This window comes from Streptomyces sp. NBC_00258, assembly GCF_036182465.1.
Lineage (GTDB): Bacteria > Actinomycetota > Actinomycetes > Streptomycetales > Streptomycetaceae > Streptomyces.
In genome coordinates, this window is the sequence record NZ_CP108081.1 from 9,045,624 (window position 1) to 9,071,960 (window position 26,337).

A 26,337-nucleotide genomic window follows, 5' to 3' on the forward strand; every position below is an offset into this window, starting at 1 on the left:
GGATTCTGTTGGGATGGACTGCTCTGGGAGTGTCACCAGTGGCGGACGGGGCCGTCAATCGGTGGAAGCGGACCTGGGGCGAGCGAAAGTTTCGATTCGTTTCGCGCGGGCCCGGCAACCTTTTCCGGGCAGGCGGCGACCAGGGATCAGAGGCGGGGCCGAGAAAAGAAAGCGGCCCCGGCCCCGCCTCTCCCCCCGTTCCCCAGGAAAGGATCGTCCCCGTGCGTCTCGGCACCGGACGGCACCGCAGGACCGGCACCCTCTCCGTCGCCACGGCGGTGGTCGTCGCCTCCGGGGCGGGAGGCGTCTACCTCGGCCTCTCGCCCGACGGGGCGAGCGCCGCCGGCACGACGGTGACCGTGTCGACCGCGGCGCAGCTGGAGTCCGCCGTCGGGAACGCCGTGGCCGGCACCACCATCCAGGTGCGCGGCGGCACGTACTACCCGACGCGGACCCTCAAGTCGGCCGCGAACGGCACGAGTTCGGCCCGGATCACGCTCCGGGCGCACGACGGCGAGAAGGTACGGATCGACGGTGCGAAGCTGGCCGCCGGATCCTCGCTCGCCGGGATCGACGGCGACCACTGGACCGTCGAGGACATCACCTGGCAGAACTCGCCGGCCCTCGGATTCGTCGCCACCTCGTCCGTCGGAGGCGTCTTCAGGAATCTGGTCACCGCGGACAACGGCGACTCCGGGTTCACGCTGCGCGGGGACGGCACTACGGACAACCTCGTGCAGAACCTGCGCAGTTACGGCAACTACGACGCCGCGGGGCACGGCCGGAACGCGGACGGTATCGGCGTGAAGTTCGGCTCCGGCACGGGCAACAGGATCGTCGGCGCCCGTCTCTACGACAACTCCGACGACGGCCTGGATCTCTGGCAGTTCTCCAGTCCGGTCACCGTCGAGCACTCGTCGGCGTACGGGAACGGGAAGAACCGCTGGAAGGACCGCGCCTTCGAGGGCGGCGGCCACGGGTTCGAACTCGGCGGAGGGGGTGCTTCGGTCGCTCATGTCCTCGACGACAACGAGGCCCACGGCAACAGCTCCGCCGGGTTCTACGTCCCCGGGGCGCGAGACGGGCTCTGAGGTCAGGACAGCAGGTCCATGCAGTCGAAGGACGTGCCCGGACTCAGGAACGCCGAGCCCGTCGAGCCGCTGACCACGTTCAGCTTGAGGATGTTGTACTGACCGGTGTCCGACTTCCAGGCGGTCGCCGGGATGTTGTACGTGAACGTGTGGTTGTTGCCCCGGTAGGAGCCCGTGGTGAGGGACCGTGTCGAGGGCTGTGACGGAGCTGCCGGAATCGCCGACACCCAGTCGTTGACCGTCACGCGCGGGCGGCCGTTGATGTAGGCCGTCGTCACCCCGACGCGCAGGGTGTGTGCGGCAGCTGCCTGCGCGGCCGTCAGCTTGAAATAGACGAGGACGCCGTCGTTGACGTCCTTCCAGATGTAGCAGGGGAAGGCCGCGGCCTCGCCGCCGCTGCCGATGGTGACGTTGCCGGTCCACTTCGAGGCGCGGCCGTCGGACGGATGCGCGTACGTCATCAGGTCGGCGTTCTTGAACTCACCGGGCGTGCCGTCCCAGTCGCCGAGCCGCCAGATGGTGCCCGCGGTGCTCGGGTCACCGCTGATCGTGATGCTGTTGAGGGCCGTCGTGCCGCCCGCGGTGACCGTCACCTCCCGGGTGTGGACGGCGAGTTCGCCCTTGTGGACCGTCAGCGTGTACGTGCCCGGAAGCATCCCAGGACACGAGAAGGCGCCCGTGCCGGAGGCGGCCTTCGCCCAGTACTGGGCGGCGGAGTTGGCGAAGCCCACGGTGTACGCGTAGTCCGCGTCCATGCCCTTGAGGCCGACGCCCGCCACCTTGCCGCGCCCGGACTTGCCCACCCAGCCGGTGATGCCCAGGCCGTCCACCCAGGAGGTGTCGAGGTTGGCGTGGGACAGCGAGGAGGAGGGCGCGCCGCCGTCGGTGAAGCTCAGGACGTACGGGCCCTGCAGCCCGTACCGCTCGGGCTCCGTCTGCGACTGGTTGTAGTGCAGGATCTCGTACAGAGCCGCGCTGGTGGAGTTGGTGTGCCGCAACAGTGAGCGGTAGAACGGGCCGCCGGAGGCCTTCTCGTGGTTGGAACGCACCAGCCACAGCGCGGCCGAACCGGTCGTGAAGCCGATGTGCTCGTAGTCCATGACGCGCTTGCCCGAGTAGTGCTTGGAGTGGGTCGTACCGTCCGAGCGGGAGAAGACGTCCGATGCCTCGATGGTCGTGTCGGACGAAGTCCAGGCGTCGGCACCCGAGTTGGGGAAGATGCCGGGCTTGATACGAACAATGAACCGGGTCGCCGTGAAGGACGAGTCCGCCTTGTCGGTCCACAGGTAGACGTTGTTCTGGCCGCTGCGGGCGGCGATCCACTGGGTGATCGATCCGCGTGCGACCTTCACCAGGATCGTCGTGCCGACCTGCTTGATGGTGACGGTGGACGCGCCGAGCCCCGTCTCGACATGCGAGTGCTTGCCCTCGAAGCCCTCGTACTCCTTGCCCTTGTAGACCAGCGAGTTGAGGTCGCCGGTCGACTTGGAGACCTTGAGGACGAGCGAAGCGCCCGTGTCGATCACGTAGTTGGAGCCGTCGTCCGTGTAGCCGAACGTCGCGGCCGACGCCGGGGAGAGCAGCCCGGTGCCGGTCACGACCGCCGCGCCGGTGCCGGCCACGCCCACGGCGGACGAGGCGAGCAGCCGACGACGGGTGAGGTGCTTCTTGTGCGTGCTCAAGTGCGGAGCTCCTGGTCGTACGTCACTGGTAGGTGAGGTCGGAGGTGGTGTAGTTGCAGTGCGTGCCGTCGGGCCCCGAGCCGTTCGTCGGCGGCTCGGCACCGGTGTTGTTGCCGATGTACTTCTGGCACGGCACGATCTTCTTGCCGCTGTCGCCGATGATCGTGATGCCCCGCAGGGCCGCGGTGTCGCCGTAGTTGGTGTTGATGCCGACCAGCCGTGAACCCGGCGCGGTCACCTCGACGGTGTTGAAGATCGAGGTGCGCTTGTACTGCGTCGAGCAGTTGCCGCACGAGCGGTAGAGGGTCTTGAAGTCCTGGGCGGCGAACTTGGAGACGACGAGCTTGCCGCCGCCGTTGTGCTGGAAGACCTTGTCCGCGGCCTTCTTCGCGCCGCCGCCGTACACGGTGTAGGTGGCCGAGTTGCCGCCCCGGAAGGTGGCCGCGTCCTCGCCGACGTCCTCCCACCACACGTTCTGCAGATTGCAGCTGCCCTGGCAGTGGATGCCGTCGGCGCCCGGCTTGCCGATGATGACGTTCTTCAGCGTCGCGCCGTCGGCGAGCCGGAAGATCGGGTCCTGGCCCTCCTCCTGGCCGTCACCGGCCAGATCGCCGCTGCCGTAGTAGCGCTTCATTCCGCCGTCCCGGGTCCCCGACACGGGGATCGTCGCGGAGACGGCCTCGCTGCCGTTGGCGGTCGGCCAGGTGGTGGCGGCGCTCGCCGACGAGGACATCATCGTGCTGGTGACGATGGCGGCTCCGGTCAGGGCGAACGCGGAGAGCCCGCCTACGACGGCACGCCTCCGGCCGGTCCTGCGACGGTGACGTGCACGGCGTTCCGGTTCCACGCGTGAAGTCATGTCCCGATTCCTTCAGGTGGGGGGAGAGTGACCTTGCGTCTCCTGGTCGCCACCCGGAAGGCGGGGGTTGCCGCCCGTCGGAACTTTTTTACGAGTCGCCGTCGTCGTCCGACGCGTCGCGCCCGAAGTCGCCCGCCACGCCCAGCTTTTCGTCCCCGGCCTGCGCGCCGACCGCGTATGTGTCGTCGCCGGCGTCGCGGCCGCCGCGGTCGTGGTCGTACTGGCCCGCGAACACCCACTCGCCCGGCCACACCGTGCGGCCCGACTTGAGCACCCACGTGTAGACGAGGAAGCCGTCCTTCTCGTCGACGGTCACCGTGAAGTCGTCCTCGGGCGCCGAGCGCCAGGCACCCGTCGAGGTGACCCCGCCGGTCTGCTTGACCTTCAACACGACGGTGAGCGCGGTGAGTTGCTTGCTCGTCTTCAGGGTCACATTGCTCTGCGCCCAGAACTCGTTGCTGTGCGGGTCGACCGAGCCGTCCGACCACAGCGGGCCGTCCTCGTTGTCCGCCTTCGCGGGCGGAGCGACCGGGGCGGACCGCGTCGGCTCCGACGTCGGCGTGCTCGGCGTGTTCGGTTTGTCCGGCGGGGGCGACGGCTTGGCCGGGTCCGGCGGGATCGGAGCACGGCTCGTCGCTTCCGGCGACGGATCGGGGGTGGGCGAGACCGCGACCGTCTGATCGGCCGCCTTGTCGTCCTTCACCGCGGACGCGACCGCGTAGCCGCCCACCGCGAGTACACCGGCGGCGGCAGCCGTGGCGCCGACGACACGGAACCAGCCGAGCGGGGACGACCGGGGGGAGGGGTGCCGGGCACTCTCCGTGTCGGCCATGCCGCGTTCGACACGGGCCAGGATGTGCGCGCGGTCGGGCTGATGCGCCTCGGCCGCGTCCCGCAGCGTGGCGCGCAGCTCCTCGTGCACGTCCTTCATCGTTCCCTCCCTTCGGCTCCGGTGGCACGCAGTACCGCCGCGTGCATCCGCCGCGGGGCCTCCTGGGACCCCAGCAACCGCTGCAGTTCCGCCATCCCCTTCGACGTCTGGCTCTTCACCGTACCGACCGAGATTCCGAGGGCGAGCGCGGTGTCCTTCTCCGAGAGGTCGAAAGCATGCCGCAGAACCACGCACGCCCGCTTGCGGAACGGCAGTCTGCGCAGGGCTCCCTGGACATCGACCATGCCCGGTATGTCGGGATTCTCGGTCTTGTCCTCGCGCTGCGACCAGAACAGCGTGATCCGTCTGCGCTCACGCACCGCACTGCGGATCCGGCTCCTGGCCAGATTGGCGACCACGCCACGCGCGTACGCCACCGGGTGGTCCGCCGCGCGCACCCGGTCCCAGCGGTGCCACAGCGCGAGCAGCGCGTCCGCCGCCAGATCGTCGGCGGCGTCCGACTCGCCGGTCAACAGATGGGCCAGGCGCGCCAGTTCCGCGTAGTGGCGCTCGAAGAAATCGTGGAACTCCACGGAGGCGGCGTCGTCGACGACAGTGCCCACGGGCGAACCTCTCCCTGTCGATTCCTGCGCGGTACGCCTGACGGCTCTCACGGGGTACGTGCGTATACGGCCCCTGCGTTGCGGGTGTGAAGGAACGGTGTCCTGTGGGGCGAGATCCGAGAGAGTATCAGGCGCTCGTACAGCGCTTCGAACATCGTATGGCGGGCCGAACTCGATTCCGTAACACGGGGAAAACCTGAAAACGGTTCAACGAGGGAACAATCCAGCCAGCATCCGCACACTGATCACGCAGGTAACGAGGAGCATCCGCCATGTCCGAAACTCAGAAGGTGGGAGACCGGCCGAGCGCCGGACCACCCCCGGCGAACAGCGTCGACCGGTACTTCAAGATCTCCGCCAGGGGCTCCACCTTCGCCCGTGAGGTACGCGGCGGCTTCGCCACGTTCTTCACGATGGCCTACATCCTTGTCCTGAACCCCATCATCCTGGGCAGCGCCAAGGACAAGTTCGGCGACCAGCTCGACACCGTCCAGCTGGTCACCGCCACCGCACTGGTGGCCGCCGTGATGACGATCATCATGGGCGTCGGCGGCAACCTGCCGCTCGCGCTCGCCGCCGGGCTCGGCCTCAACGCCGTCGTCGCCTTCCAGATCGCCCCGCTGATGAGCTGGGACGACGCGATGGGCCTGATCGTCCTTGAGGGCCTGCTGATCTGCGTCCTGGTGGTGACGGGTCTGCGCGAGGCCGTCATGCACGCGATACCGCAGCCGCTCAAGCAGGCGATCAGCGTCGGCATCGGCCTGTTCATCGCCTTCATCGGCTTCGTCGACGCCGGGTTCGTCACCCGCATCCCGGACGTCGCGAACACGACCGTTCCGGTGCAGCTGGGCGGCACCGGCGCGCTGGCAGGCTGGCCCATCCTGGTCTTCTGCCTCGGTGTGCTGCTGACCATCGGGCTGCTCGCCCGCAAGGTCAAGGGCGCGATCCTGATCAGCATCGTGACCATGACGATCGTCGCGATCATCATCAACGAGATCGCTGACATCAAGAGCTGGGGCCTGACCACACCGAAGATCCCCGACGACATCGTGGCCTCGCCGGACTTCGGGCTGCTCGGCGACTTCAGCCTGTTCGGCGCCTTCGGTGAGGCGAGCGTGATCACCGTTGTACTGCTGGTCTTCACGCTGATCCTGTCGGACTTCTTCGACACCATGGGCACCGTCGTCGGCATCAGCGCCGAGGCCGGGCTCCTGGACGAGGAGGGCAAGGTCCCCAACCTCGGCCGCGTCCTGCTCATCGACGGCGCAGCGGCGGTCGCGGGCGGCGCGGCCTCCGCCTCCTCCTCGACCTCGTACATCGAGTCGGCGGCGGGAGTCGGCGAGGGCGCGCGCACGGGCTTCGCGAACCTGGTCACCGGCGGGCTCTTCGCCCTCGCCCTGTTCATGACCCCGCTGCTGACCATCGTCCCGCTCCAGGCGGCCGCCCCCGCTCTCGTCGCGGTCGGGTTCCTGATGATGACCCAGGTCAAGCACATCGACTGGGACCGCTACGAGATCGCCATCCCGGCGTTCCTGACGATCGCCGTGATGCCCTTCACCTACTCGATCACCAACGGCATCGGGGCGGGCTTCCTGGCCTACGTCCTGATCAAGACGGTCCTCGGCAAGGCGAAGGAGGTCCACTGGCTCCTGTGGGGAACGTCGGTGCTGTTCCTCATCTACTTCGCCATCGACCCGATCGAACAGATCTTGGGCGTGAAGTAACGGTCACCCCTGAAAGACGCGCGGTTCCCCGCGACCCTTGCCGGGCCCGGGGAACCGCAGGCTTTTGAGGGGCGCGGGGAACTGCGCGACCAGCCCTCACCGGCCGGCAGCCAACCAACCGACCGGAACCGTCAGTTCTTCAGCGCGGCCTGCATCATCGCCTTGGCGACCGGCGCAGCCAAACCATTACCGCTGACCTCCGACCGAGCCGCATTCGACTGCTCGACCAGGACGGCCACGGCAACCTCCTTGCCCGAGGAGTCATCCTTCGCGTACGACGTGAACCACGCGTACGGCGTCTTGCTGTTGTTCTCACCGTGCTGCGCCGTACCCGTCTTGCCACCCACCGTCGCCCCGGAGATCTGCGCGTTCGTCCCCGTACCCTCGTCGACGACCGTCTGCATCGCCGACTGCAGCTGCTCGGCCGTGGACGAGCTGACGATCTCCTTCGAGTCCGTCGAGTCGTCGTAGTTCTCCAGCACGTTGCCGTCCGCGTCACTGATCTGCGACACCATGTGCGGCGAGACCAGCTTGCCGCCGTTGGCGATGGCGGCCGACACCATGGCCATCTGCAACGGCGTCGCGGTCACGTCGAACTGCCCGATGCCCGTCAGCGCCGTGGACGACTTCTCCATGTCCGACGGATACACGCTCTCGTACGCCCGCACGGGCACGTCCTGCGACTTGTCGTTGAAGCCGAACTTCTCGGCCATCGCCTTCAGCTTGTCCTGGCCCAGGTCGACGGCCATCTTCGCGAAGACGTTGTTGCACGAGTACTGGAGGGCGACACGGATCGTCGCGTTCTCACAGGGCGCGGACTTGCTCTCGTTCTCCAGGACCCTGGTCGTGCCCGGCAGTGTGTACGGGTTCTCGCTGTCGGTCTTCGTGTCCACCGAGGAGTACAGGCCGTCCTCCAGCGCGGCGGCCGCGACGACCAGCTTGAACGTCGAACCCGGCGGCAGCGGCTGGCGCATCGCCCGGTTCGTCATCGGCTTCTCCGAGTCCTTCGTCAGCTTCGTCCAGGCGTCGGAGTCGCCGGCACTGAGCGCCGAGGGGTCGTACGACGGGGTGGACACGACGCCGAGGATCTTGCCGGTCTTCGGGTCGATCGCGACGGCCGCGCCCTTCTTGTCACCGAGCGCCTCGTACGCCGCCTTCTGCACGTCCGGGTCGATCGTCGTGACCACGTCACCCGGGTCGGCGCGCTTGCCCGTGATCGTGTCGAGGGGGTCCTTCAGACGGGTGTCCGTGCCGTCGAGCAGATCCTTGTAGATGCCCTCCAGCTGCGTCGCCCCGAACACCTGCGAGCTGTAGCCCGTGACCGCCGCGTAGAGGCTGCCGTCGGTGTACGTGCGCTTGTACTTGAGGTCGCCGCCCTTCGTCTGCGCGGAACCGGTGATCGCGTTGCCGGCCACGATGATGTTCCCGAGCGGGTACGCGTACTGCTCGATCGCGTTCCGTCGGTTGTCCTTGCTGTCCGCGAGCGCCTGGCCTTCGTAGAACTGCACCCAGGTCGCCCGGACAAGCAGGGCGAGGACGAGCAGCAGGGTGAAGACGGAGGCGCGCCTGATCGTTTTGTTCATCCCGCTTGGAGGACGACCGGGACGCGCCCGATCGTTCCCGCCCGCCCGGATTTCTCATGTGCCGTTCATCAAACCGGGCCCCTCGGCCGCGCCCCTCAGCCGTCGCCCTCACGAGGCCGTGTCCTTCATGAAGCCCGCCTCGTACGCCGCGATCACCGCCTGTGTACGGTCCCGGGTCGCCGTCTTCGCCAGGACGGCCGCCACATGGGTCTTCACCGTCGCGGGCCCGACACCGATGCGGTCGGCGATCTCGGCGTTGGTGAGCCCGGCGGCCATCAGCCGCAGGACCTCGCTCTCCCGGCCGGTGAGCCTCGCCACCCAGGCCGGCGGTGCGGCCTTCGCCCGGCCGTACTCGGTGGCGAGCGCACGCACCGCCGCGGGGAACAGCAGGCTGTCGCTGTGCGCGACCAGCCGAACCGCCTGGACCAGCGAGTCGGCGTCGGTCCGCTTGAGGAGGAAACCGGACGCTCCGGCGCGCAGCGCCTCGTACACGTACGCGTCGTTCTCGAAGGTGGTCACCACGACGACGCGTGGGGGATCGGGGAGCGTCGCCAGGATCTGCTCGGTGGCGCGGATGCCGTCGATCTCGGGCATACGGACGTCCATGAGGACGACGTCCGGCGTCAGCCCGCGGACGACGGACACGGCTTCGGCACCCGTGGCCGCCTCGCCGACGACCTCCAGATCTGGCTCGGCCGTCAGGATCGCGCGCAGCGCGGTGCGCACCATGCGCTCGTCGTCGGCGAGGACGATCCGGATGGTCATACGGGTCCTTCCAGAGGGAGTCGTACGTGCAGGCGCCACACCCCGTCCACCGGCCCGGACTCCGCGGTGCCGCCCAGGAGCCGGGCCCGGTCGGCGATCCCGCGCAGCCCGTGGCCGCCGCCGGGACGGGGGACCACTGCCGTCGGCGCGGGATTCTCGGCGGTGATGGCCAGCTCCTTGCCGTCGAGGACCACCCTGATCCGGAGCGTCACGGACGTCCCGGGTCCGGCGTGCTTGAGGGCGTTGCTCAGCGCCTCCTGCACGATGCGGTACGCCTCGCGGGAGACGAGCGGGGGCAGCGCCTCGGGGTCCGCCTCCATGGCGACGGCCACGCCGAGGCCGCCCGCACGGGTGCGGCGGAGCAGACCGTCGAGGTCAGCGGCGAGCGTGGGCGAGGGAGCGGGCGTGGAGGCCGAGCCGGGGACGCCCGGCGCGCCGCCGGGGGAGTCGGCATCGCGCAACACGCCCAGTACGGCGTCGAGTTCGCCCACCGTGCGCCGGGTGGTGTCCTCGATCGCGGCCAGCGCCTCGCGCACGAACTCCGGGTCGCTGTCCAGGACCCGGCGGGCCGCGCTCGCCTGGAGCGTGACGGCGCTCAGCGCGTGGCCGACGGAGTCGTGCAGCTCGCGGGCCAGCCGGTTGCGCACGGCGAGGTCGGCGGCGTGGGCCTCGGCGGCGGCGAGCCGGTCCTCGGGGGTGGGCCCGAGCAGATCCGGCGCCCAGCGGGCCAGCAGCGCGCCCGCGCCCGCCGCGGAGCCGGCGAGGGCCGCCAGCATCGCCGCACCCGCGACCGGGGAGAGCGCCAACGCCCAGGTGTGGTCGAAGATTTCGGGCAGATCGAGCCGGGAGTCGCGCAGCGCCACGAAGAGCGGCAGCACGATCAGCACCACCGCGAAGGGCGGCGTCGCGAGGGACATTCCGGCGATCACTCCGCCGAACCCCAGGTGCAGCGTGAACCACACCGCCGTACGTCCCTTCGCCTGGCGGGTGCGCGCGGGCCCGTCGGCGAGGCGGTCGCCGTCGACCCCGCACAGGGCCCGGACCACGGCCACCGACATCGGCCGGGTCAGCGGGAACAGCCCGGTGATCGCGGCGAGCGGCAGCCCGGCACCGAAGGCGAAAAGCTGGTGGGGCAGCGAGCTGAACAGGTTCTCGGAGTTCGTGAACGGGCCGACGATCAGCTCGCCGACGAAGACGTACGGCATGGCGAGCGCGCCGCCGAGGATCAGATGGATCCACCGGCGACGCGTCCGCCTCCCGAACAGGGTCCGGGCGAGTGCGGTCACGTCGACCGCTTCGCCAGGACGGAGGCACCGACGCCCGCCACGAGGGTGCCGACGATCATCTGACCAGCGTAGGTGAGGTTCATCAGCGTCGTCGGCCGCCCGGCGAAATCCCGAGCCGACTCCCGCCCAGCCAGGTGGCTTTGAGCGCGATGTACGGCAGGCAGGCCACGACGGCGACGGCGCACAGCACCCGCCGGACACGACTCGGGCCGAGGGGCGCCGGGGAGGCGGGCGCGGAAGCGGATGAGCCGGGACGGGAGGAGCCGGAACCGGAGGAGAGCATCTGCGTCATGCCACCCACGCTCCCGCCCCACCCCACCGGACCACGTCCTGCGCAACGACGATCCATCTCCGCCGCACGGGGGAGGGTCCTGCCCGCTCAGGCAGGCGGGGCCGCAGGGATCCCGCCCCTTGAGGGGCGCGGGGAACTGCGCGACCCGCCGCACACAACCCGCACCCGGCAACGACCCGCAGCCCCATCGGCGCCCCACCGGCACCCCGGAGGGGCTTCACCCCTCCAGCGTCAGCACAACCTCGTCGATCTCCTCGCCCCGCGCATTCGCGAAACCCCTGTCCCGCCCGGAGACGCGAAACCCGCACTTCTCCAGCACCCGCAACGACCCCGCGTTGTCCGCCGCCGCCCGAGCGAACAACGGACGCTCGGGCACGGCATCGAGCAGCGCCCGCAACGCGCCCGTGGCGATCCCCCGCCCCCAGTACGCCCGGTCGATCCAGTACGTGACTTCGCGCTCGTCCGGCGGGCCGTACACCGCCGCGTTGCCGACCACGTCACCGTCCACGAGGACCGTACGGTTGACGACGTCGGACAGGCTGCGGATCCGCTTCCAGTGGGCGTCGAAGGCGTCCCGGTCCGTCGGGTCCTTCGCGGTGAACGCGGCCATCCGCACCGACTCGGGATCCATCATCTGCCGGAAGAACACCGGCAGATCGCTGTCGTGGATCGCACGGAGCACGACCTTCACTTCGGACATGTCAGAGCCTCCGGGTGGCGAGTGTCAGTCGGTCGCGCGCGTCGAACAGAGCGTCCTTCACCATCTGCTCGTGAGCGGGCGTCAGCCGCGCCACCGGCACCGAGCAGCTGATCGCGTCCCGGGCGGGCGTCCGGTAGGGGATCGCGACGCCGAAGCAGCGCAGCCCGAGCGTGTTCTCCTCGCGGTCCACCGCGAACCCCTGCTCCCGCACCTGGTGCAGCTCCTCGATGAGCTTCTCCCGGTCGGTGATCGTGTGCTCGGTCAGCGCGGGGAGCGTCTCCGGGAGCAGCTTCCGTACCTGCTCGTCGGTGTGCGTGGCGAGGAGCGCCTTGCCGAGCGAGGTGGAGTGCGCCGGCAGCCGGCGGCCCACGCGCGTGAAGGGGCGGAGGTAGTGCTGGGACTGGCGGGTCGCGAGGTACACGACGTTCGTGCCGTCGAGGCGCGCCAGGTGGATCGTCTCCGTCGTGTCGTCGGAGAGCCGGTCCAGCGTCGGCCGCGCGGCCGCCACGACCTCGTCGCCGTCGATGTACGACGTACCGACGAGCAGCGCCCGTACGCCGATGCCGTACCGCGTGCCCGTGGCGTCCGTCTCGACCCAGCCGAGCTCGACAAGCGTGCGCAGCAGCATGTAGAGACTGGACTTGGGGTACCCGACTGCCTCCTGCACGGCGGCCAGGGAGTGCATGCCCGGGCGTCCGGCGAAGTACTCGAGCAATTCAACCGTCCGCACCGCGGACTTGACCTGTGCCCCGCCGCCCGTCTCGACTGCCGACATCGCCTTGACCCCCTAGTTGGCCGGGAAATAGTCTCCACAGCATATTCACCACCAGAGACAGCGTTCAGCATATCGAACGTCGCTGGTGAGTGGCACACGTACTGCGGCATTACATCTGGAGGGACCCGCGGTGGCAGCAGCACCAGTCTGGAGTGTCGACCCCCGAACCGGGAAGCAGCGCGAGCAGGTTGCGGTGGAAGCCACAGCCCAGGAGGTGGACGCGGCCGTCCGCGCGGCCCACGCCGCCCGGGGAGCACTCGCCGACCGCACCGTCCGCGCGGCCTTCCTGCGCTCCGCGGCCGACCAGCTCGAAAGCGCCAAGGACCACCTGGTCGAAGCCGCGGACGCGGAGACCGCGCTCGGCCCGGTCCGGCTCACCGGCGAGCTCGCCCGCACCTGCTACCAGCTGCGGGCCTTCGCGGACATCGTCGACGAGGGCGAGTTCCTCGGGGTCGTGATCAACCACCCCGACGACACCGCGACCCCGCCGATCCCGGACCTGCGCCGATACAAGGTCCCGCTGGGCGTCGTCGCCGTCTACTCGGCCTCGAACTTCCCCTTCGCCTTCTCCGTGCCCGGCGGCGACACCGCGAGCGCGCTCGCCGCGGGCTGCCCGGTCGTCGTCAAGGCACACCCCGACCACCCGGGCCTGTCCGAGCTGGTCGCGTCCGTCCTGCGCCGGGCCGCCGCCCAGCACGACATCCCGGACGGTGTCCTCGGTCTGGTGCACGGCTTCGACGCGGGTGTCGAGCTGGTCAAGCACCCGCTGGTCACGGCCGCCGGATTCACCGGTTCGGTACGCGGTGGACGTGCCCTCTTCGACGCGGCGGCCGCCAGGCCCGCGCCGATCCCCTTCCACGGCGAGCTGGGTTCCCTGAACCCCGTCGTCATCACCGAGGCCGCGGCCGCCGAGCGCGCCGAGGCGATCGGTACGGGGCTGGCGGGCTCCATGACGCTGGGTGTCGGCCAGTTCTGCGTGAAGCCCGGGCTGGTGCTGGCGCCGTCCGGCGCGTCCGGTGACCGCCTGGTCAAGTCGCTCACCGACGCGGTGAGCGACACGGACGCGGGCGTTCTCCTGGACCACCGCATGCGTGACAACTTCGTCGCGGGGGTCGCCGAGCGGGCCGAACTCGCCGACGTGGACGCCCCGGTGACCCCGGGCGCGGGCAGTGAGCACACGGTGAGCCCCGGCTTCCTGACGGTTCCGGCCGAGCGGCTCGCGAGCGAGGGGGAGTACGACCTGCTCCTCGAGGAGTGCTTCGGGCCGGTCACCGTCGTCGCGCGCTACGAGGACGAGGCCGAGGCCAACGCGGTGCTCGCCCGGCTGCCCGGCAACCTCACCGCTACCGTCCACCTCTCCACGGAGGAGACCGCCGGCGAGGGACGCGGTGCGGAGATCCTCGCCGAGCTGACGCCGCTCGCGGGGCGCGTCCTGGTCAACGCGTGGCCGACAGGCGTCGCGGTCGCGCCCGCCCAGCACCATGGGGGGCCGTACCCGGCGACCACGTCCACGTCCACGTCGGTCGGCGGTACGGCGATCGAGCGGTGGCTGCGGCCGGTCGCGTACCAGAACACGCCGGAGGCGCTGCTGCCGGCGGAGCTCCGTGACGACAACCCGTTGGGGCTGCCGCGGCGGTACGACGGGCGTCTGCAGCGGTAGCGCTCCGCGGGGTGCGCCGTCGGGCCCGTGGCCGTTCCGCGGCTGCGGGCCCGCTGTGGCTGATCGCGCAGTTCCCCGTGCCCGTTGAGGGGCGCCCCCTGCGGCGCAGCCGTGCGGTGATACGGCCCCGCGCCCCTTTCTGGGCGTGGGGGTGGACCTGACAGACTCGGGGGATGGACTTGGAACTTCCCGAACTTCCCTTTTCTCTCCGGACGTACGGGCCCGACGGGCACTGGTCGTACGAGGACGGGGTGCTCACCGGGTGGGCGGGGGCGCGGCAGGACCGGTTCGTGCCGCCGACCGACGAGGGGCTGGACCCCGCGTCCGACGCCCCCCGGCTGCTCGGGTCGCCGGAGGGGGACTTCCAGCTCATCGCCCGGGTCACGGTCGGTTTCGCCGGGGCCTTCGACGCGGGCGTGCTGTACGTACACGTGGGTGAGCGGGCCTGGGCCAAGCTCTGCCTGGAGAACTCGCCGGACGTGCCCACCGTCTGCACGGTCGTCACCCGGGGCCACTCCGACGACGCCAACTCCTTCGCGGTGGACGGCAGTTCGGTGTGGCTGAGGATCAGCCGCACAGGCCGCGCCTTCGCCTTCCACGCGTCGAGGGACGGCAAGCGCTGGACCTTCGTCCGCCTCTTCACCCTGGCCGACGAGAAGGAGACCGGCGCCGCCCTGATCGGCTTCATGACCCAGTCCCCGATGGGCGAGGGCTGCGTGGTCACCTACGACCACATCGAATACCGCCCGGACTGGCCGGCGGACCTGAGAGACGGCACCTGAGCCTCGGCCGGCGGGGTCGTAACGGCGGACGCCCGGTGCCATGCTGCCGAGCGTGACCACCGACACGTACCAGACCCTGCCGGACGGCCGCCCCATCCCGCTCATGACCGGAGCGGAGCGGCCCATGCTGGAGAGCCGGCTCGCGTTCCACCGGGCCACCCTGGAGTCGAAGTGTGCGGGGCTGGACGACGGCCAGGTGCGGCTGGCGTCCGCCGCGCCGTCGGAGCTGACGCTGCTCGGGCTGGTGCAGCACCTGGCCGAGGTGGAGCGGAACTGGTTCCAGGCGGTGTTCGCGGGACTCGACGTGCCGACGCTGTACGAGGACGGCGCCGGCGGATACGCCCTCGACCCGGAGCGCGGGCTCGACGACGCGCTGGCGGACTGGCGCCGCGAGGTCGGGCGCGGGCAGGAGCTGTCCGCCGGACGGTCGCTCGACGACCTCGGCCGGATTGTCGAGGGGCCGGTGGCCGGGCTGGAGGTCAGTCTGCGCTGGATCCTTGTCCACCTGATCGAGGAATACGCGCGGCACAACGGTCACGCGGACATCGTCAGGGAGCGGATCGACGGGGTCACAGGCGCCTGACCAGCGGGGCGGTGGGGGATCGGGGAATTCCGGTTCGATTTATCCGGGGGCTATTTCTCGGCACTTTTCGGGGGTCTTATTCAGTGCAGCTCCCCGTATTCTTCTGCCCGCTTTCTCCGAACCTAAACGCTAAGATTTCGCGAACACCAACCTCTTAATTCGGGCAGATCTCGTGGTGATTACACGGCTGTGACGCAACACACAGGACGCCCGTTTTCTCCATTATTTTCAGGATAAAGTGGCGGCTTCCGGCCGGTGGTACGCGGCGTCCGCGCCCGCGTGATAACACATCGGACGCCTTGGCGTAACCCCATCCGGCGATGCAATTTGAACTTTCGCTGGGTAAATTCAATCCGCATGACCGCCGCACAAGCAGACCTGCAAGCGGAATTCCTGGAAATGCCGGAAGGGCTGCGGATCGACCGTCCGCACGTGGTGGACGGAGCCGCGCTCTGGCGCATTGCCAAGGACTCCGGGAACCTCGACCTGAACTCCTCCTACAGCTACCTGCTGTGGTGCCGTGACTTCGCCGGCACCTCCGCGGTGGCGCGCACGGCCGACGGCGAGCCGGTCGCCTTCGTCACCGGCTACATCCGGCCCGAGCGCCCGCAAACGCTTCTCGTGTGGCAGGTGGCCGTCGACGCGGAACAGCGCGGACGCGGCCTCGCCGCCGCGCTCCTCGACGGACTGACCCTGCGGATCGCCCGCACACACGAGCTGACCACCGTCGAGACCACCATCACGCCGGGCAACACCGCCTCCGAGCGGCTGTTCACGTCGTATGCCGCACGCCACGGAGCGACCGTCGAGCGCGAGGTCCTGTTCGACACAGCGCACTTCCCCGACGGACCGCACGACCCAGAGGTGCTGTACCGCATCGGCCCCCTGTCGCACTGACGAACCCCCCACGCCTTGAGGAGCAACTCCGTGAGCATCACCCAGCCCGACCTGAGCGTCTTCGAGACCCTGGAGTCGGAGGTGCGCAGCTACTGCCGCGCCTGGCCCACCGTCTTCGACCGCGCGCAGGGCAGCCGCATGTTCGACGAGGACGGCCATGAGTACCTCGACTTCTTCGCCGGCGCCGGATCACTCAACTACGGCCACAACAACCCCGTACTGAAACGCGCCCTCATCGACTACCTGGAACGCGACGGCGTCACGCACGGTCTCGACATGTCGACGACCGCGAAGCGCGGCTTCCTGGAGTCCTTCCAGAACCTGGTGCTGCGGCCCCGCGACCTGCCGTACAAGGTCATGTTCCCGGGCCCGACCGGCACCAACGCCGTCGAGTCCGCGCTGAAACTGGCCCGGAAGGTCAAGGGGCGGGAGTCGATCGTCTCCTTCACCAACGCCTTCCACGGCATGTCGCTCGGCTCGCTCGCCGTGACCGGCAACGCCTTCAAGCGGGCCGGCGCCGGCATCCCGCTCGTGCACGGCACGCCGATGCCCTTCGACAACTACTTCGAGGGCAAGGTCGAGGACTTCCTCTGGTTCGAGCGGCTCCTGGAGGACCAGGGCTCCGGCCTCAACAAGCCCGCTGCCGTGATCGTCGAGACCGTGCAGGGCGAGGGCGGCATCAACGTCGCACGCCCCGAGTGGCTGCGCGCTCTGTCCGAGCTGTGCGAGCGCCAGGACATGCTGCTGATCGTCGACGACATCCAGATGGGCTGCGGCCGGACCGGGGCGTTCTTCTCCTTCGAGGAGGCGGGCATCACCCCCGACATCGTCACCGTCTCCAAGTCCATCAGCGGCTACGGACTGCCCATGTCCCTCTGCCTGTTCAAGCCCGAGCTGGACATCTGGGAGCCGGGCGAGCACAACGGCACCTTCCGCGGCAACAACCCCGCGTTCGTGACGGCCGCCGCCGCTCTGGAGGCGTACTGGTCCGACGGTCCCGCCATGGAGAAGCAGACCCGCACCCGTGGCGAGCAGGTCGAGGAGGCGTTCATCTCGATCACCGAGGAGAACCTCGCCGACGTCAAGGAGTACCGCGGCCGGGGCCTGGTCTGGGGCATGGAGTTCCACGACAAGGCGCGCGCGGGCCGGATCGCCAAGCGGGCCTTCGAACTCGGCCTGCTCATCGAGACGTCGGGCCCGGAGAGCGAGGTCGTGAAACTCCTCCCGGCGCTCACCATCACCCCCGAGGAGCTGGACGAGGGCCTGCGCACCCTCGCCCGCGCCGTCCGCGAGACGGCCTGAGCCACACCGGCAACACCAACCGCACCAGCCGCACATCAGCCTGAAGGAGGCTTCGCAGCACCGTGATAGTCCGTTCGTTCAAGGAGATCGAAGGCACTGACCGACACGTGAAATCGGCGTCGGGTACCTGGGAGAGCAAGCGCATCGTCCTCGCCAAGGAGAGGGTCGGCTTCTCCGTGCACGAGACGATCCTCTACGCGGGTACGGAGACGTCGATGTGGTACGCGAACCACGTCGAGGCCGTCGTCTGCGTGGAGGGCGAGGCCGAACTCACCGACGACGAGACCGGCGAGAAGTACACGATCACGCCGGGAACCATGTACCTCCTCGACGGGCACGAGAGGCACACGATGCGGATCAAGGAGGACTTCCGCTGCATCTGTGTCTTCAATCCGCCGGTGACCGGACGGGAGGACCATGACGAGAACGGCGTCTACCCCCTGCTGACCGAGCCCGAGGAGGTCTGAACCGATGACGACCATCACCGACCTGTATCCCAGCCGCGGCACCAGCGAGGTGTCCGTGCCCCGGCAGGACCCGGTCGTGTGGAGCGAGCCCGGCACGCCGGGACCGATCCCCGGGGCCGACCTGCAGTCGTACGAGCGTGACGGTTTCCTCGCCGTCGACCAGATCATCGGCGAGGACGAGGTCGCGCTCTACCACGCGGAGCTGGAGCGCCTGGTGACGGACCCGGCGATCCGTGCCGACGAGCGCTCGATCGTGGAGCCGAAGTCGCAGGAGATCCGCTCGGTCTTCGAGGTCCACAAGATCAGTGAGATCTTCGCCCAGCTGGTACGCGACGAGCGCGTGGTCGGCCGTGCCCGGCAGATCCTCGGCTCGGACGTGTACGTCCACCAGTCGCGGATCAACGTCAAGCCCGGCTTCGGTGCGAGCGGCTTCTACTGGCACTCCGACTTCGAGACCTGGCACGCCGAGGACGGTCTGCCGAACATGCGGACGGTGTCCGTCTCGATCGCGCTGACCGAGAACTTCGACACCAACGGCGGCCTCATGATCATGCCGGGGTCGCACAACACGTTCCTCGGCTGTTCCGGAGCCACGCCGAAGGACAACTACAAGAAGTCGCTGCAGATGCAGGACGCGGGCACGCCCTCCGACGAGGCGCTCACCAAGTTCGCGTCCAAGCACGGCATCAAGCTCTTCACGGGCAAGGCCGGCTCGGCGACCTGGTTCGACTGCAACTGCATGCACGGCTCCGGCGACAACATCACGCCGTTCCCGCGCTCGAACGTCTTCATCGTGTTCAACAGCGTGGAGAACGCGGCGGTGGAGCCGTTCTCGGCGCCGGTACGCCGGCCCGATTTCATCGGAGCGCGGGACTTCACCCCGGTGAAGTGACCTACGCCCACGGGTGATTGGCCCGGTGTCCGTCTCGTACGAGACGGACACCGGGCCAACTGCCTTACAGCGCCGGGTAGTCCGTGTAGCCCTTCGCGTCCCCGCCGAAGAACGTGGCCCCGTCGGGGTCGTTGAACGGACCGCCGGTCCGCAGACGGGCCGGCAGGTCCGGGTTGGCCAGGAACAGCTGGCCGTACGCGACGAGATCGGCGACGCCGTCCTCGACGAGGGCCAGGGACTCCGGTCCGGTCGGCCCCTCGGTGGCCGGGTTCAGGACGAGGGCTCCGCTGAACCGCTTGCGCAGTTCGAGAGTCAGCTCACGCATCTCGACCGCCTCGGTGACGTGCAGATACGCGAGGCCCAGCGGCTCCAGCTCGTTCACCAGCGCGGTGTACGTCGGCTCCGGCTCGGGCTCCTGGATGTCGTTGTACGGGTTGCCGGGCGAGAGCCGGATGGCGGTGCGCCCGGCACCGATCTCGGCGGCGACGGCCTTCACGGTCTCGACGGCGAACCGTATGCGGTTCTCGACGGAGCCGCCCCACTCGTCGGTGCGGTGGTTGGAGCCGGGGGCGAGGAACTGATGGATCAGGTAGCCGTTGGCGCCGTGCAGTTCGACCCCGTCGAAGCCCGCCTCGACGGCGCCCCGCGCGGCGGTCACGAACTCGCCGACGGTGGCGCGGACCTCGTCGCCCGTGAGCTCGCGCGGGGCGACGAAGTCGAGGGGGCCCTCGTGCGTGTAGACCTGTCCCTGGGCCGGTACGGGTGACGCGCCGACGTTGACGAGTCCGTCGGGCAGCAGGCTGGGGTGGCCGATCCGCCCCGCGTGCATGAGCTGCGCGAAGATCCGGCCGCCGGCGGCGTGCACGGCGTCGGTCACCCTCCGCCAGGCGGCGATCTGCTCGGCGCTGTGCAGGCCGGGGGTGTCCGGGTAGCCCTGGCCGGTCGCGGACGGCTGGATGCCCTCGGTGATGATCAGCCCCGCGGAGGCGCGCTGCGCGTAGTACTCGACGGTGAGGTCGGTGGGGGCGCCGCCCTCGCCCGCCCTGCTGCGGGTCATCGGCGCCATGGCGATCCGGTTGGCGAGGGATGTGCCGGACAGGTCGATCGGGTCGTATGCGGTGGTCAAAACAGCTCCCGGAGAATATTTACATGGTCGGCCAATCATCTGAACCGTGAGCCACCCTAAACCATTCCTTGGTCGGCCAAGGTAATCTCGATGGAGGAAGGCCGGAAGACGGTCCGGCGCAGGCGCGAGAAGGCGGGCGAGGCGGTGGGACGTACGGTGGACAGCACGTCCGCACGAACCCGGGAGTCGAGATGAGTGCCAGCCAGGAGGCCGCGGCCCCGCAGGCCGACCCCGCCTGTATCGACGAGCTGCCCTCCGCCGCGCGCGGCGGCCCGGTCAGCCACGCCATCTCACGGGTCGCCCGGCTGCACCGCACGGCCGCGGGCAAGCTGCTGCGCGGGGCCGGGCTCTACCCCGGGCAGGAGTTCGTGATGATGCACCTGTGGGACCGGGGCCCGGTGCGTCAGTCGGACCTCATCAAGGCGGTCGACCTCGATCCGTCCACGATCACGAAGATGCTCCAGCGCCTTGAGCAGTCCGGGCATGTGACGCGCAGCCCGGATCCGAAGGACCGGCGCGCGGTACTCGTCGAGGCGACCGACAAGAGCTGTGGACTGCTCGACGAGGTCACACACGCCTGGGCCGACCTCGAGGAGCACACCCTCGCGGGCCTGAGCGCGGCCGAGCGGACCCAGCTCGTCGTTCTCCTCTCCCGGGTCGAGGCGAACCTCTGCACGGAGACGGGGGGCTGCCCGGCCCAGGGCTCGTCGTAGCTCGTAGCTCATAGGGCCAGGGGGCGCTCCCCGGGCCGTAGGAGCCGCGCTACAGCCAGGACAGGGCGGCAGCCCGCTCCAGTACGTCGCGTACGACGGCCTCGTCGCCCGCCGTGCCCCTCGGAACCTCCTCGGGTGTGTACCGGCCGCCCACGAGCAGGCAGAAGTCCACGGCGTCCAGGACGAGTTCGCCCCGGACAGCCTCGTCCTCGGAGCCGAGCACCCACTCGGTGGAGCTCTCGCCGCCGGTCACCGCGAACAGCACCGGCGGTGCCGTGGGCCCCAGTGCCATGCCGAGGATGCGTACGGCGAGCCGGACCAGTCGCCACAGATGGGCGTCCGGGAGCGGCGGCACGGCGAGACCGAGCGCGCGGCCGATGTCGTCCGTGTGGATCCACGTCTCGAAGGCGCGCACGACGAAGTGGTCGGAGACCGGCAGCCGTACACCCATCAACGTCGTCGCGTGCGCGGCCCGTTCGGGATCCCGGGCCTCGGGCGTGGCCAGCAGTGCGGCGGCCCGCGCGGACCAGGCGGCCACCGTCTCTTCGGGGTCGCGCGTCCGCTCGTACGCGATGACGTCGGCGGTCCGCGTGTTCCAGGCCTCCTCCCACGGTGTGTCCTCGGCGGTCCGTGAGGGCGGTGTGTGGGTCTGAAGGCCCAGACGTACGGCCAGTTGCTCGTCGGCGGCGATCAGATGGCCGACGGTGTCGCGGACGTCCCAGTCGTGCACGACGGGCGTGCCCCACGGGCCATGGCCGTCCACCTCCCGCAGCAGTGCGCGCAGTCCGGCGACGGCGGCCGCGTAAGGGGCCGCGTGCGCGGCGACCCGCGGCAGGGCGGGCCTGGAGCGCAGCGCGAGGGCGAGCACACCGTCCGCTCCGGCCGGACCGCCGCCGACGGACGCATCCGCGGAACCGCCCGGGCTTTCGGTGTCCGTCACTCCGGCGGCCGAACCGTTCTGCGAGACCGCGCCGGAACCGTTCCGCGCGGCCGTGGCCGGCGATCCGCTGCCCGTGGACGTCCCCGGTGACACGTCCAGCAGCCGTACGGTCTCGCGGAGCCGTTCCGCCTCCGCCGCGCAGCTCTCGCAGTCGGCCAGATGCGCCGGTACCGCCTTCTCGTCCGCGGGCTGCAGCGCACCGAAGGCCCAGGCGGCCAGCAGCTCGGGCGCACCGTCGTGGTCGTCGGTCACCGGACGCCCCCTTCCCCTGTCGCCATCATGCGCCCCTTTCCCACGCCGGATCCGGCGGCTCGGCCAAAGTCTCGGCCAACTTGCGCAGCGCGGACCGCAGGCGGGTCTTGGCGGTGCCCTCCGGGATGCCGAGCTCGACGGCTGCCTGGCGGTAGGTGCGGCCCGCGAAGTAGGCGAGATGGACCACCTCCCGCTGCGGCTGCGGGAGTTCGGCCAGCGCGGAGTGCAGCAGCAGCGAGCGCTCGCGGTCGACGACCGCCTCGTCGGGCCCGGGCCCGGTGTCGGGGATGGCGTGCAGCGCGGAGTCGTCCGCCCCGGCGGCCTTGCGATGCCGGGCCTCGCTGCGCACCCAGTCCACGGCCCGCCGGTGCGCGAGCACGGACAGCCAGGTGCGCAGCGAGCCCCGGCGCGCGTCGAACGCGTACGGCCTGCTCCACAGCTGGGCGAAGACCTCCTGCGCCACGTCCTCGGCGGCCGCCGGGCTGTTCGTGACGCGCCCGGCGATCCGCCGCACGAGTCCGCCGTACGCCGCGTAGGCCTCGGACAGCGCGGACTCGTCGCCGTACACCAGCCGCTGATGCAACTCGGCATCCGCGGGCGGCCGTTCGGACTTGTGGAGAGTTGGCTCCACCGGCACCACCACCTCGTGACGCCCTTCCTAGCGTCCCCGTGGAGCCCGCGCCAGTGGGTCTCGCAATCAGCCCGACAGGACGTCCAGCAGACGGTCGACATCCGCGGCCGTGTTGTACAGGTGGAACGCGGCCCTCAAGTTGCCCGCACGGTCCGAGACTTCGATCCCCGCCCGGCTCAACTCCGGCTGCCTCTTGCCGAGTCCGGGCACGGAGACGATCGCAGAGCCCGGCGCCGGAACCGGCTCCTGCCCCAGGCCGGCCAGGCCCGCGCGGAAGCGGTCGGCGAGGGCGAGGTCATGGGCGTGCACGGCGTCCACGCCCAACTCCTCGATCAGCTCCAGCGAGTGGCGGGCGCCTGCGTACGAGAAGAGGCTCGGGCTCTCGTCGAACCGCCGTGCGGAGTGGGCGAGTTCCTCGACCGGCCCGTAGCAGCTGTCCCAGGGGTGCTCTCCCGCGACCCAGCCCGCGAAGATCGGGTTCAGTCCTCCCAGGTCCTCCGGAACGACCAGGAAAGCCACGCCCCGCGGGCAGACGAGCCACTTGAAGGCGACGGAGGACACATAGTCGTACGCGCCCGCCTCGATCGGCAGCCACCCGATGGCCTGGGACGCGTCGATGTACGTACGGGCCCCGTGCTCGCGCGCGGCCTCGCGCAGCGCCGGCAGATCGACGATCCGGCCGTCCGCGGACTGTGCGGCGCTGACCGCGACGAGCGCGGTGCCGGGGCGCACCGACTCGGCGATCCGCTCCAGCGGCACGGTGCGCACCTTGAGGTCGCTGCGCACGTGGAAGGGGTTCACCACGGAGGTGAAGTCGGCCTCGGCGGTGAGGACTTCGGCGCCCTCCGGCAGCGAGGCGGCGATCAGTCCGCTGTAGACGGCGACGGAGGCCCCGGCCGCGACACGGCGGTCCGGGACGCCGGCCAGGCGGGCGAAGGAGGCGCGGGCCGCCTCCACGTCGGCGAACATGTCCTGCGGCTGCCCGGCCGCCACGGACTCGACGCCGGCCCGCATGGCGTCGACCGCGCGGACCGGCAGCAGCCCGGTGCTGGCGGTGTTGAGATAGGTGTTCTTCGCGGCGAACTCGGCTCGGACGAGGGTCTCGAAGGTCTCCATGGGACCACTCTGCGGCCCGGGCATCTCCCCGTCCATTGCCGACTTCTACGTGGTTTCACCAAGCAGCGCTTATGGATCCGCCCCGACCTGCGCTTTTGCCGTCCCCGTCAGTTCTGCGGCACCGCGCATCCGTCGGGGCCGCACGCCTCGGCGTCGTCCTGCTGGATCAGCTTGAGGGGCGAGTGGCTGCCCCACGCCTGCTCCAGGGCCTGCGCGAAGACCTCGGCGGGCTGGGCGCCGGAGACGCCGTACTTCCGGTCGAGGACGAAGAACGGCACGCCGTTCGCGCCCAGCTCGGCCGCCTCGCGCTCGTCGGCGCGGACCTCGTCCGCGTACGCGGACGGGTCGGCGAGCACCTTGCGGGCCTCGTCGGCGTCGAGCCCGGCGGCGACGGCCAGCTCCACCAGCCGCTCGTCGTCGCCGAAGACGGACCGCTCCTCGGCGAAGTTCGCCCTGTAGAAGATCTGGATCAGCTCGTCCTGCCGGCCCCGCTCCTTGGCGAGGTGCAGCAGCCGGTGCATGTCGAAGGTGTTGCCGTGGTCGCGGCCTTGGGTGCGGTACTCCAGACCCTCGGCGGCGGCCTGTGTGCCGAGGTTCTCCTCACCGGCCTGCGCCTGCGCCTCGCTCATCCCGTACTTCTTGGTGAGCATCTTGATCACCGGCTGGATGTCGGTCCTGGCGCGCCCGGGGTCGAGCTCGAAGGAGCGGTGCACCACCTCGATGTCGTCGCGGTGCGGGAAGGCGTCGAGCGCCTTCTCGAAGCGGGCCTTGCCCACGTAGCACCACGGGCAGGCGATGTCGCTCCAGATCTCGACGCGCATGTCTTCGGCTCTTTCGGCTCGTACGGACACGGAGGCACCCTCCGCTCGGTACGTGAACGTTCAATCGCCCAGGTTCATTCCCGGGCGGAGGCCGTGCCCACCGCGTACCGCAGGACGAGATGGTGGCCGCCCGCGACCGGCGGGTTCTCCGGATCCGGCACCCAGCCCCGGCGGGCGTAGAAGTCCCGGGCGCGCTCGTTGTCCACGTGCACGTCGAGCGTCGCGATCCGCCTGCCGTCGGCCCGCCACTGCTCCACGCACTCGGCGTGCAGCGCGCTCCCGAGGCCCGTACGCCAGTGGTCCGGGTCGACATGGAGCTGGAACAGCTTCACGGTGTCGGAGGGCGCGCCGTCCGCGGTGCGGAACGAGGCGACGGCCACGATGCGGCCCTCGTGGACCGTGCACAGCACCTGTGCGTCCGGCCGCTCGATGACGCCCCGCCAGGCCGCGACCCGGTCGGTCCCGTCGTGCGGCGCCCCGTCCGGGTAGTACGTCGCCCGTGCCCGGGAGTGCAGGTCGGCGACGGTCTCCGCCTCGACGGACAGCACGGTTCTGGTCACTCGGCGGCCGGTCACCCGGTTTCTGATCATGCCGGTCATGCCGCGAAGGACGCGGGTCGCCTCCGGCGCGGTTCCGGGAACTCGGGTTCGTTGTCGGGTGCGGGTGAGTGGGGGCTTGTCGCGCAGTTCCCCGCGCCCCTGAAAGGCGGGGCTGCGCCCCTGTGCCTTTCATCTTTTAGGGGCGCGGGGAACTGCGCGACCAGCCCCCACCGGACCCGCGGACGGAATCAGGCCTCGGTCAATGCCGCGCGCAGCGCGGAGAGGCAGGACTGGACCGTGTCCGGAGACGCCGCGGGGCCGTAGTGGTTGACCCGGATCATCTCCTTGGCCAGGGCACCGCCACCCGCGGCGAGCGGCAGCGCCGGGTCGGCGGCCAGCGCCCTGGCCACCACCGCGGAGGCGTCGACCCCGACCGGCGTACGCAACGTCGTGGCGACCGGGGCCGCCGCCGAGTCCTCGTACACATACGGCTCGATGCCCCCGCCCAGCGTGAGCGCACCCGCCCGGGTGGCCGCCGCGGCCGCCGCATGGCGGGACATCACCGTGTCGAGCCCCTCCTCCTCGATACGGACCACACACGCCTCCAGCGCGAGCATCTCCAGCTGGGCCGGGGCGTGCAGGAGTGCCCGGCGGCCGGTGTCGATCCAGCGCTCCTTCCAGTCCAGCAGGGAGAGGTAGGAGCGGCGCGGAGCGTGCGGGTTGGCGGACATACGGGCCCAGGCGCGGTCGCTCACCGAGACCGCGGAGACCCCGGCCGGACCGCCCATCGCCTTCTGGGCGCCGATCACGCACAGGTCCACGCCCCACGCGTCCGGCAGCACCGGCTCCGCACCGATCGAGGCCACCGCGTCCAGGTAGAACAGGGCACCGTGTGCCCGTACGACCTCGCCGATCTCCGCGACCGGGTTGGTGTTGCCGGTGGCCGCCTCCGCGTGGACGAGGGAGACGAAGTCGATCTCCGGGTGCTCGGCGAAGGCCTCCCGGATCTGCGCGGCCGTGACCGCCGTGTGGAAGGGGACGGCCAGGTCGTGCACCGTCGCGCCGCAGTCCCTCAGCCAGTCGCCGAACGTCTGCCCGTACGGACCGGTGATCACGTTGAGAGCCGTCGTACCGGGGCCGGCGGCGCCGCGAATGGCTCCCTCCAGCGGCAACAGCGCCTCGCCCTGGGTGATCAGGACGTCCTGCTCGGTGGAGAGCAGCCGCGCCACGCGGTCCTCGATCGACGCGAAGTGCGCGGCGCTCAGCGGCGCCAGGTCCAGGAGTGGGTGGGTCACAGCAGTGCTCTCTTCGTTCACGGATGGCGCTCACGGGGTAGACGCACACGAGCGTAACGGGCGGTACCCC

Annotated in this window: 26 protein-coding genes and 1 pseudogene; 10 read left to right on the plus strand and 17 right to left on the minus strand. The window is 70.2% G+C overall.

What is annotated here, in order from left to right; genetic code table 11:
• Nucleotides 1-221: 221 nt before the first annotated feature.
• Nucleotides 222-1,061: pseudogene (locus tag OG718_RS40275) on the plus strand (right-handed parallel beta-helix repeat-containing protein); the annotation flags it as partial.
• Between the two features lie 32 nt (nucleotides 1,062-1,093).
• Here the strand turns inward: OG718_RS40275 and OG718_RS40280 are convergent.
• The 4 genes from OG718_RS40280 to OG718_RS40295 form a co-directional block, all read right to left on the minus strand.
• Nucleotides 1,094-2,773: a rhamnogalacturonan lyase B N-terminal domain-containing protein gene (locus OG718_RS40280; RefSeq protein ID WP_328846520.1), complete on the minus strand. Its 1,680-nt coding sequence runs from the start codon at nucleotides 2,771-2,773 to the stop codon at nucleotides 1,094-1,096.
• Nucleotides 2,774-2,795: 22 nt separating this feature from the next.
• Nucleotides 2,796-3,632: a pectate lyase gene (locus OG718_RS40285; protein ID WP_143637208.1), complete on the minus strand. Its 837-nt coding sequence runs from the start codon at nucleotides 3,630-3,632 to the stop codon at nucleotides 2,796-2,798.
• 88 nt (nucleotides 3,633-3,720) lie between these two features.
• Complete coding sequence (locus tag OG718_RS40290) at nucleotides 3,721-4,563, minus strand: hypothetical protein (RefSeq protein ID WP_143637205.1); 843 nt, start codon at nucleotides 4,561-4,563, stop codon at nucleotides 3,721-3,723.
• Complete coding sequence (locus tag OG718_RS40295; protein WP_143637201.1) at nucleotides 4,560-5,126, minus strand: SigE family RNA polymerase sigma factor; 567 nt, start codon at nucleotides 5,124-5,126, stop codon at nucleotides 4,560-4,562. The genes OG718_RS40290 and OG718_RS40295 overlap by 4 nt, the downstream gene beginning before the upstream one ends.
• A gap of 272 nt (nucleotides 5,127-5,398) precedes the next feature.
• Between OG718_RS40295 and OG718_RS40300 the strand changes: the two genes are divergently transcribed.
• Nucleotides 5,399-6,850, plus strand: coding sequence for an NCS2 family permease (locus tag OG718_RS40300; RefSeq protein ID WP_143637198.1), 1,452 nt, complete (start codon nucleotides 5,399-5,401; stop codon nucleotides 6,848-6,850).
• 131 nt (nucleotides 6,851-6,981) lie between these two features.
• On the opposite strand, the gene OG718_RS40305 is transcribed toward OG718_RS40300, so the two are convergent.
• From OG718_RS40305 to OG718_RS40330, 6 genes are all read right to left on the minus strand, one after another.
• Nucleotides 6,982-8,433, minus strand: coding sequence for a peptidoglycan D,D-transpeptidase FtsI family protein (locus OG718_RS40305; RefSeq protein WP_143637195.1), 1,452 nt, complete (start codon nucleotides 8,431-8,433; stop codon nucleotides 6,982-6,984).
• Nucleotides 8,434-8,541: 108 nt separating this feature from the next.
• On the minus strand, nucleotides 8,542-9,198 hold the full coding sequence (locus OG718_RS40310; RefSeq protein WP_328846521.1) for a response regulator transcription factor: 657 nt from the start codon (nucleotides 9,196-9,198) through the stop codon (nucleotides 8,542-8,544).
• Nucleotides 9,195-10,484 (minus strand): sensor histidine kinase, encoded by a 1,290-nt coding sequence (locus tag OG718_RS40315; protein ID WP_328846522.1) that lies wholly within the window; start codon nucleotides 10,482-10,484, stop codon nucleotides 9,195-9,197. Before OG718_RS40315 ends, OG718_RS40310 begins: the two co-directional genes overlap by 4 nt.
• Before the next feature lie 82 nt (nucleotides 10,485-10,566).
• Nucleotides 10,567-10,776 carry a hypothetical protein gene (locus OG718_RS40320; RefSeq protein ID WP_186001172.1) on the minus strand — a complete coding sequence of 70 codons (210 nt, stop codon included), beginning with the start codon at nucleotides 10,774-10,776 and terminating at the stop codon, nucleotides 10,567-10,569.
• Between the two features lie 217 nt (nucleotides 10,777-10,993).
• Nucleotides 10,994-11,467 (minus strand): GNAT family N-acetyltransferase, encoded by a 474-nt coding sequence (locus OG718_RS40325; RefSeq protein ID WP_328847914.1) that lies wholly within the window; start codon nucleotides 11,465-11,467, stop codon nucleotides 10,994-10,996.
• Between the two features lie 10 nt (nucleotides 11,468-11,477).
• Complete coding sequence (locus OG718_RS40330) at nucleotides 11,478-12,251, minus strand: IclR family transcriptional regulator (protein WP_055616458.1); 774 nt, start codon at nucleotides 12,249-12,251, stop codon at nucleotides 11,478-11,480.
• Nucleotides 12,252-12,381: 130 nt separating this feature from the next.
• On the opposite strand from OG718_RS40330, the gene OG718_RS40335 reads away from it, so the two are divergent.
• The 7 genes from OG718_RS40335 (at nucleotide 12,382) to thpD (ending at nucleotide 18,834) form a co-directional block, all read left to right on the plus strand.
• Nucleotides 12,382-13,911 carry an aldehyde dehydrogenase (NADP(+)) gene (locus OG718_RS40335; protein ID WP_143637183.1) on the plus strand — a complete coding sequence of 510 codons (1,530 nt, stop codon included), beginning with the start codon at nucleotides 12,382-12,384 and terminating at the stop codon, nucleotides 13,909-13,911.
• A gap of 173 nt (nucleotides 13,912-14,084) precedes the next feature.
• The gene (locus tag OG718_RS40340; RefSeq protein WP_143637180.1) at nucleotides 14,085-14,693 is read left to right on the plus strand and encodes a DUF1349 domain-containing protein; all 609 of its coding nucleotides are present in this window, start codon (nucleotides 14,085-14,087) and stop codon (nucleotides 14,691-14,693) included.
• A gap of 40 nt (nucleotides 14,694-14,733) precedes the next feature.
• Nucleotides 14,734-15,276: a DinB family protein gene (locus tag OG718_RS40345; RefSeq protein ID WP_143637178.1), complete on the plus strand. Its 543-nt coding sequence runs from the start codon at nucleotides 14,734-14,736 to the stop codon at nucleotides 15,274-15,276.
• Nucleotides 15,277-15,633: 357 nt separating this feature from the next.
• Nucleotides 15,634-16,173 (plus strand): diaminobutyrate acetyltransferase, encoded by a 540-nt coding sequence (gene ectA, locus OG718_RS40350; RefSeq protein ID WP_143637175.1) that lies wholly within the window; start codon nucleotides 15,634-15,636, stop codon nucleotides 16,171-16,173.
• 30 nt (nucleotides 16,174-16,203) lie between these two features.
• Nucleotides 16,204-17,475, plus strand: coding sequence for a diaminobutyrate--2-oxoglutarate transaminase (gene ectB, locus OG718_RS40355; RefSeq protein ID WP_306940666.1), 1,272 nt, complete (start codon nucleotides 16,204-16,206; stop codon nucleotides 17,473-17,475).
• 62 nt (nucleotides 17,476-17,537) lie between these two features.
• Entirely contained in the window at nucleotides 17,538-17,942 is a 405-nt protein-coding gene (locus OG718_RS40360; protein WP_143637169.1) for an ectoine synthase, read from the plus strand.
• Between the two features lie 4 nt (nucleotides 17,943-17,946).
• On the plus strand, nucleotides 17,947-18,834 hold the full coding sequence (gene thpD / locus OG718_RS40365) for an ectoine hydroxylase (protein WP_143637166.1): 888 nt from the start codon (nucleotides 17,947-17,949) through the stop codon (nucleotides 18,832-18,834).
• Between the two features lie 64 nt (nucleotides 18,835-18,898).
• On the opposite strand, the gene OG718_RS40370 is transcribed toward thpD, so the two are convergent.
• Nucleotides 18,899-19,960, minus strand: a complete 1,062-nt coding sequence (locus OG718_RS40370) for an alkene reductase (protein WP_143637163.1) — start codon at nucleotides 19,958-19,960, stop codon at nucleotides 18,899-18,901.
• A 191-nt stretch (nucleotides 19,961-20,151) separates the two neighbouring features.
• Here OG718_RS40370 and OG718_RS40375 point away from each other — a divergent pair, with 191 nt between their 5' ends.
• Nucleotides 20,152-20,673, plus strand: a complete 522-nt coding sequence (locus OG718_RS40375) for a MarR family winged helix-turn-helix transcriptional regulator (RefSeq protein ID WP_143637161.1) — start codon at nucleotides 20,152-20,154, stop codon at nucleotides 20,671-20,673.
• Nucleotides 20,674-20,722: 49 nt separating this feature from the next.
• On the opposite strand, the gene OG718_RS40380 is transcribed toward OG718_RS40375, so the two are convergent.
• The 6 genes from OG718_RS40380 to OG718_RS40405 all read right to left on the minus strand — a co-directional run bounded on the left by OG718_RS40380 (nucleotide 20,723) and on the right by OG718_RS40405 (nucleotide 26,267).
• Nucleotides 20,723-21,865 (minus strand): maleylpyruvate isomerase family mycothiol-dependent enzyme, encoded by a 1,143-nt coding sequence (locus OG718_RS40380; protein WP_143637158.1) that lies wholly within the window; start codon nucleotides 21,863-21,865, stop codon nucleotides 20,723-20,725.
• Between the two features lie 25 nt (nucleotides 21,866-21,890).
• On the minus strand, nucleotides 21,891-22,508 hold the full coding sequence (locus OG718_RS40385) for an RNA polymerase sigma factor (protein WP_143637155.1): 618 nt from the start codon (nucleotides 22,506-22,508) through the stop codon (nucleotides 21,891-21,893).
• Between the two features lie 54 nt (nucleotides 22,509-22,562).
• Entirely contained in the window at nucleotides 22,563-23,612 is a 1,050-nt protein-coding gene (locus OG718_RS40390; protein ID WP_143637152.1) for an aminotransferase class V-fold PLP-dependent enzyme, read from the minus strand.
• Nucleotides 23,613-23,719: 107 nt separating this feature from the next.
• Nucleotides 23,720-24,433, minus strand: coding sequence for a DsbA family oxidoreductase (locus OG718_RS40395; protein ID WP_143637150.1), 714 nt, complete (start codon nucleotides 24,431-24,433; stop codon nucleotides 23,720-23,722).
• A gap of 74 nt (nucleotides 24,434-24,507) precedes the next feature.
• Nucleotides 24,508-25,023 (minus strand): GNAT family N-acetyltransferase, encoded by a 516-nt coding sequence (locus OG718_RS40400; RefSeq protein ID WP_186001192.1) that lies wholly within the window; start codon nucleotides 25,021-25,023, stop codon nucleotides 24,508-24,510.
• A 197-nt stretch (nucleotides 25,024-25,220) separates the two neighbouring features.
• Nucleotides 25,221-26,267 carry a pyridoxal-phosphate-dependent aminotransferase family protein gene (locus tag OG718_RS40405; protein ID WP_143637147.1) on the minus strand — a complete coding sequence of 349 codons (1,047 nt, stop codon included), beginning with the start codon at nucleotides 26,265-26,267 and terminating at the stop codon, nucleotides 25,221-25,223.
• Nucleotides 26,268-26,337 lie beyond the last annotated feature (70 nt).

Coding starts and splice junctions, on each gene's coding strand:
- OG718_RS40340 (WP_143637180.1), top strand. CDS start 14,085: ATGGACTTGGAACTTCCCGAACTTCCCTTTTCTCTCCGGACGTACGGG.
- OG718_RS40310 (WP_328846521.1), bottom strand. CDS start 9,198: ATGACCATCCGGATCGTCCTCGCCGACGACGAGCGCATGGTGCGCACC.
- OG718_RS40305 (WP_143637195.1), bottom strand. CDS start 8,433: ATGAACAAAACGATCAGGCGCGCCTCCGTCTTCACCCTGCTGCTCGTC.
- OG718_RS40395 (WP_143637150.1), bottom strand. CDS start 24,433: ATGCGCGTCGAGATCTGGAGCGACATCGCCTGCCCGTGGTGCTACGTG.
- OG718_RS40400 (WP_186001192.1), bottom strand. CDS start 25,023: ATGATCAGAAACCGGGTGACCGGCCGCCGAGTGACCAGAACCGTGCTG.
- OG718_RS40390 (WP_143637152.1), bottom strand. CDS start 23,612: ATGGAGACCTTCGAGACCCTCGTCCGAGCCGAGTTCGCCGCGAAGAAC.
- thpD (WP_143637166.1), top strand. CDS start 17,947: ATGACGACCATCACCGACCTGTATCCCAGCCGCGGCACCAGCGAGGTG.
- OG718_RS40375 (WP_143637161.1), top strand. CDS start 20,152: ATGAGTGCCAGCCAGGAGGCCGCGGCCCCGCAGGCCGACCCCGCCTGT.
- OG718_RS40330 (WP_055616458.1), bottom strand. CDS start 12,251: ATGTCGGCAGTCGAGACGGGCGGCGGGGCACAGGTCAAGTCCGCGGTG.
- OG718_RS40285 (WP_143637208.1), bottom strand. CDS start 3,632: ATGACTTCACGCGTGGAACCGGAACGCCGTGCACGTCACCGTCGCAGG.
- OG718_RS40300 (WP_143637198.1), top strand. CDS start 5,399: ATGTCCGAAACTCAGAAGGTGGGAGACCGGCCGAGCGCCGGACCACCC.
- OG718_RS40345 (WP_143637178.1), top strand. CDS start 14,734: ATGCTGCCGAGCGTGACCACCGACACGTACCAGACCCTGCCGGACGGC.
- OG718_RS40320 (WP_186001172.1), bottom strand. CDS start 10,776: ATGACGCAGATGCTCTCCTCCGGTTCCGGCTCCTCCCGTCCCGGCTCA.
- OG718_RS40290 (WP_143637205.1), bottom strand. CDS start 4,563: ATGAAGGACGTGCACGAGGAGCTGCGCGCCACGCTGCGGGACGCGGCC.
- ectA (WP_143637175.1), top strand. CDS start 15,634: ATGACCGCCGCACAAGCAGACCTGCAAGCGGAATTCCTGGAAATGCCG.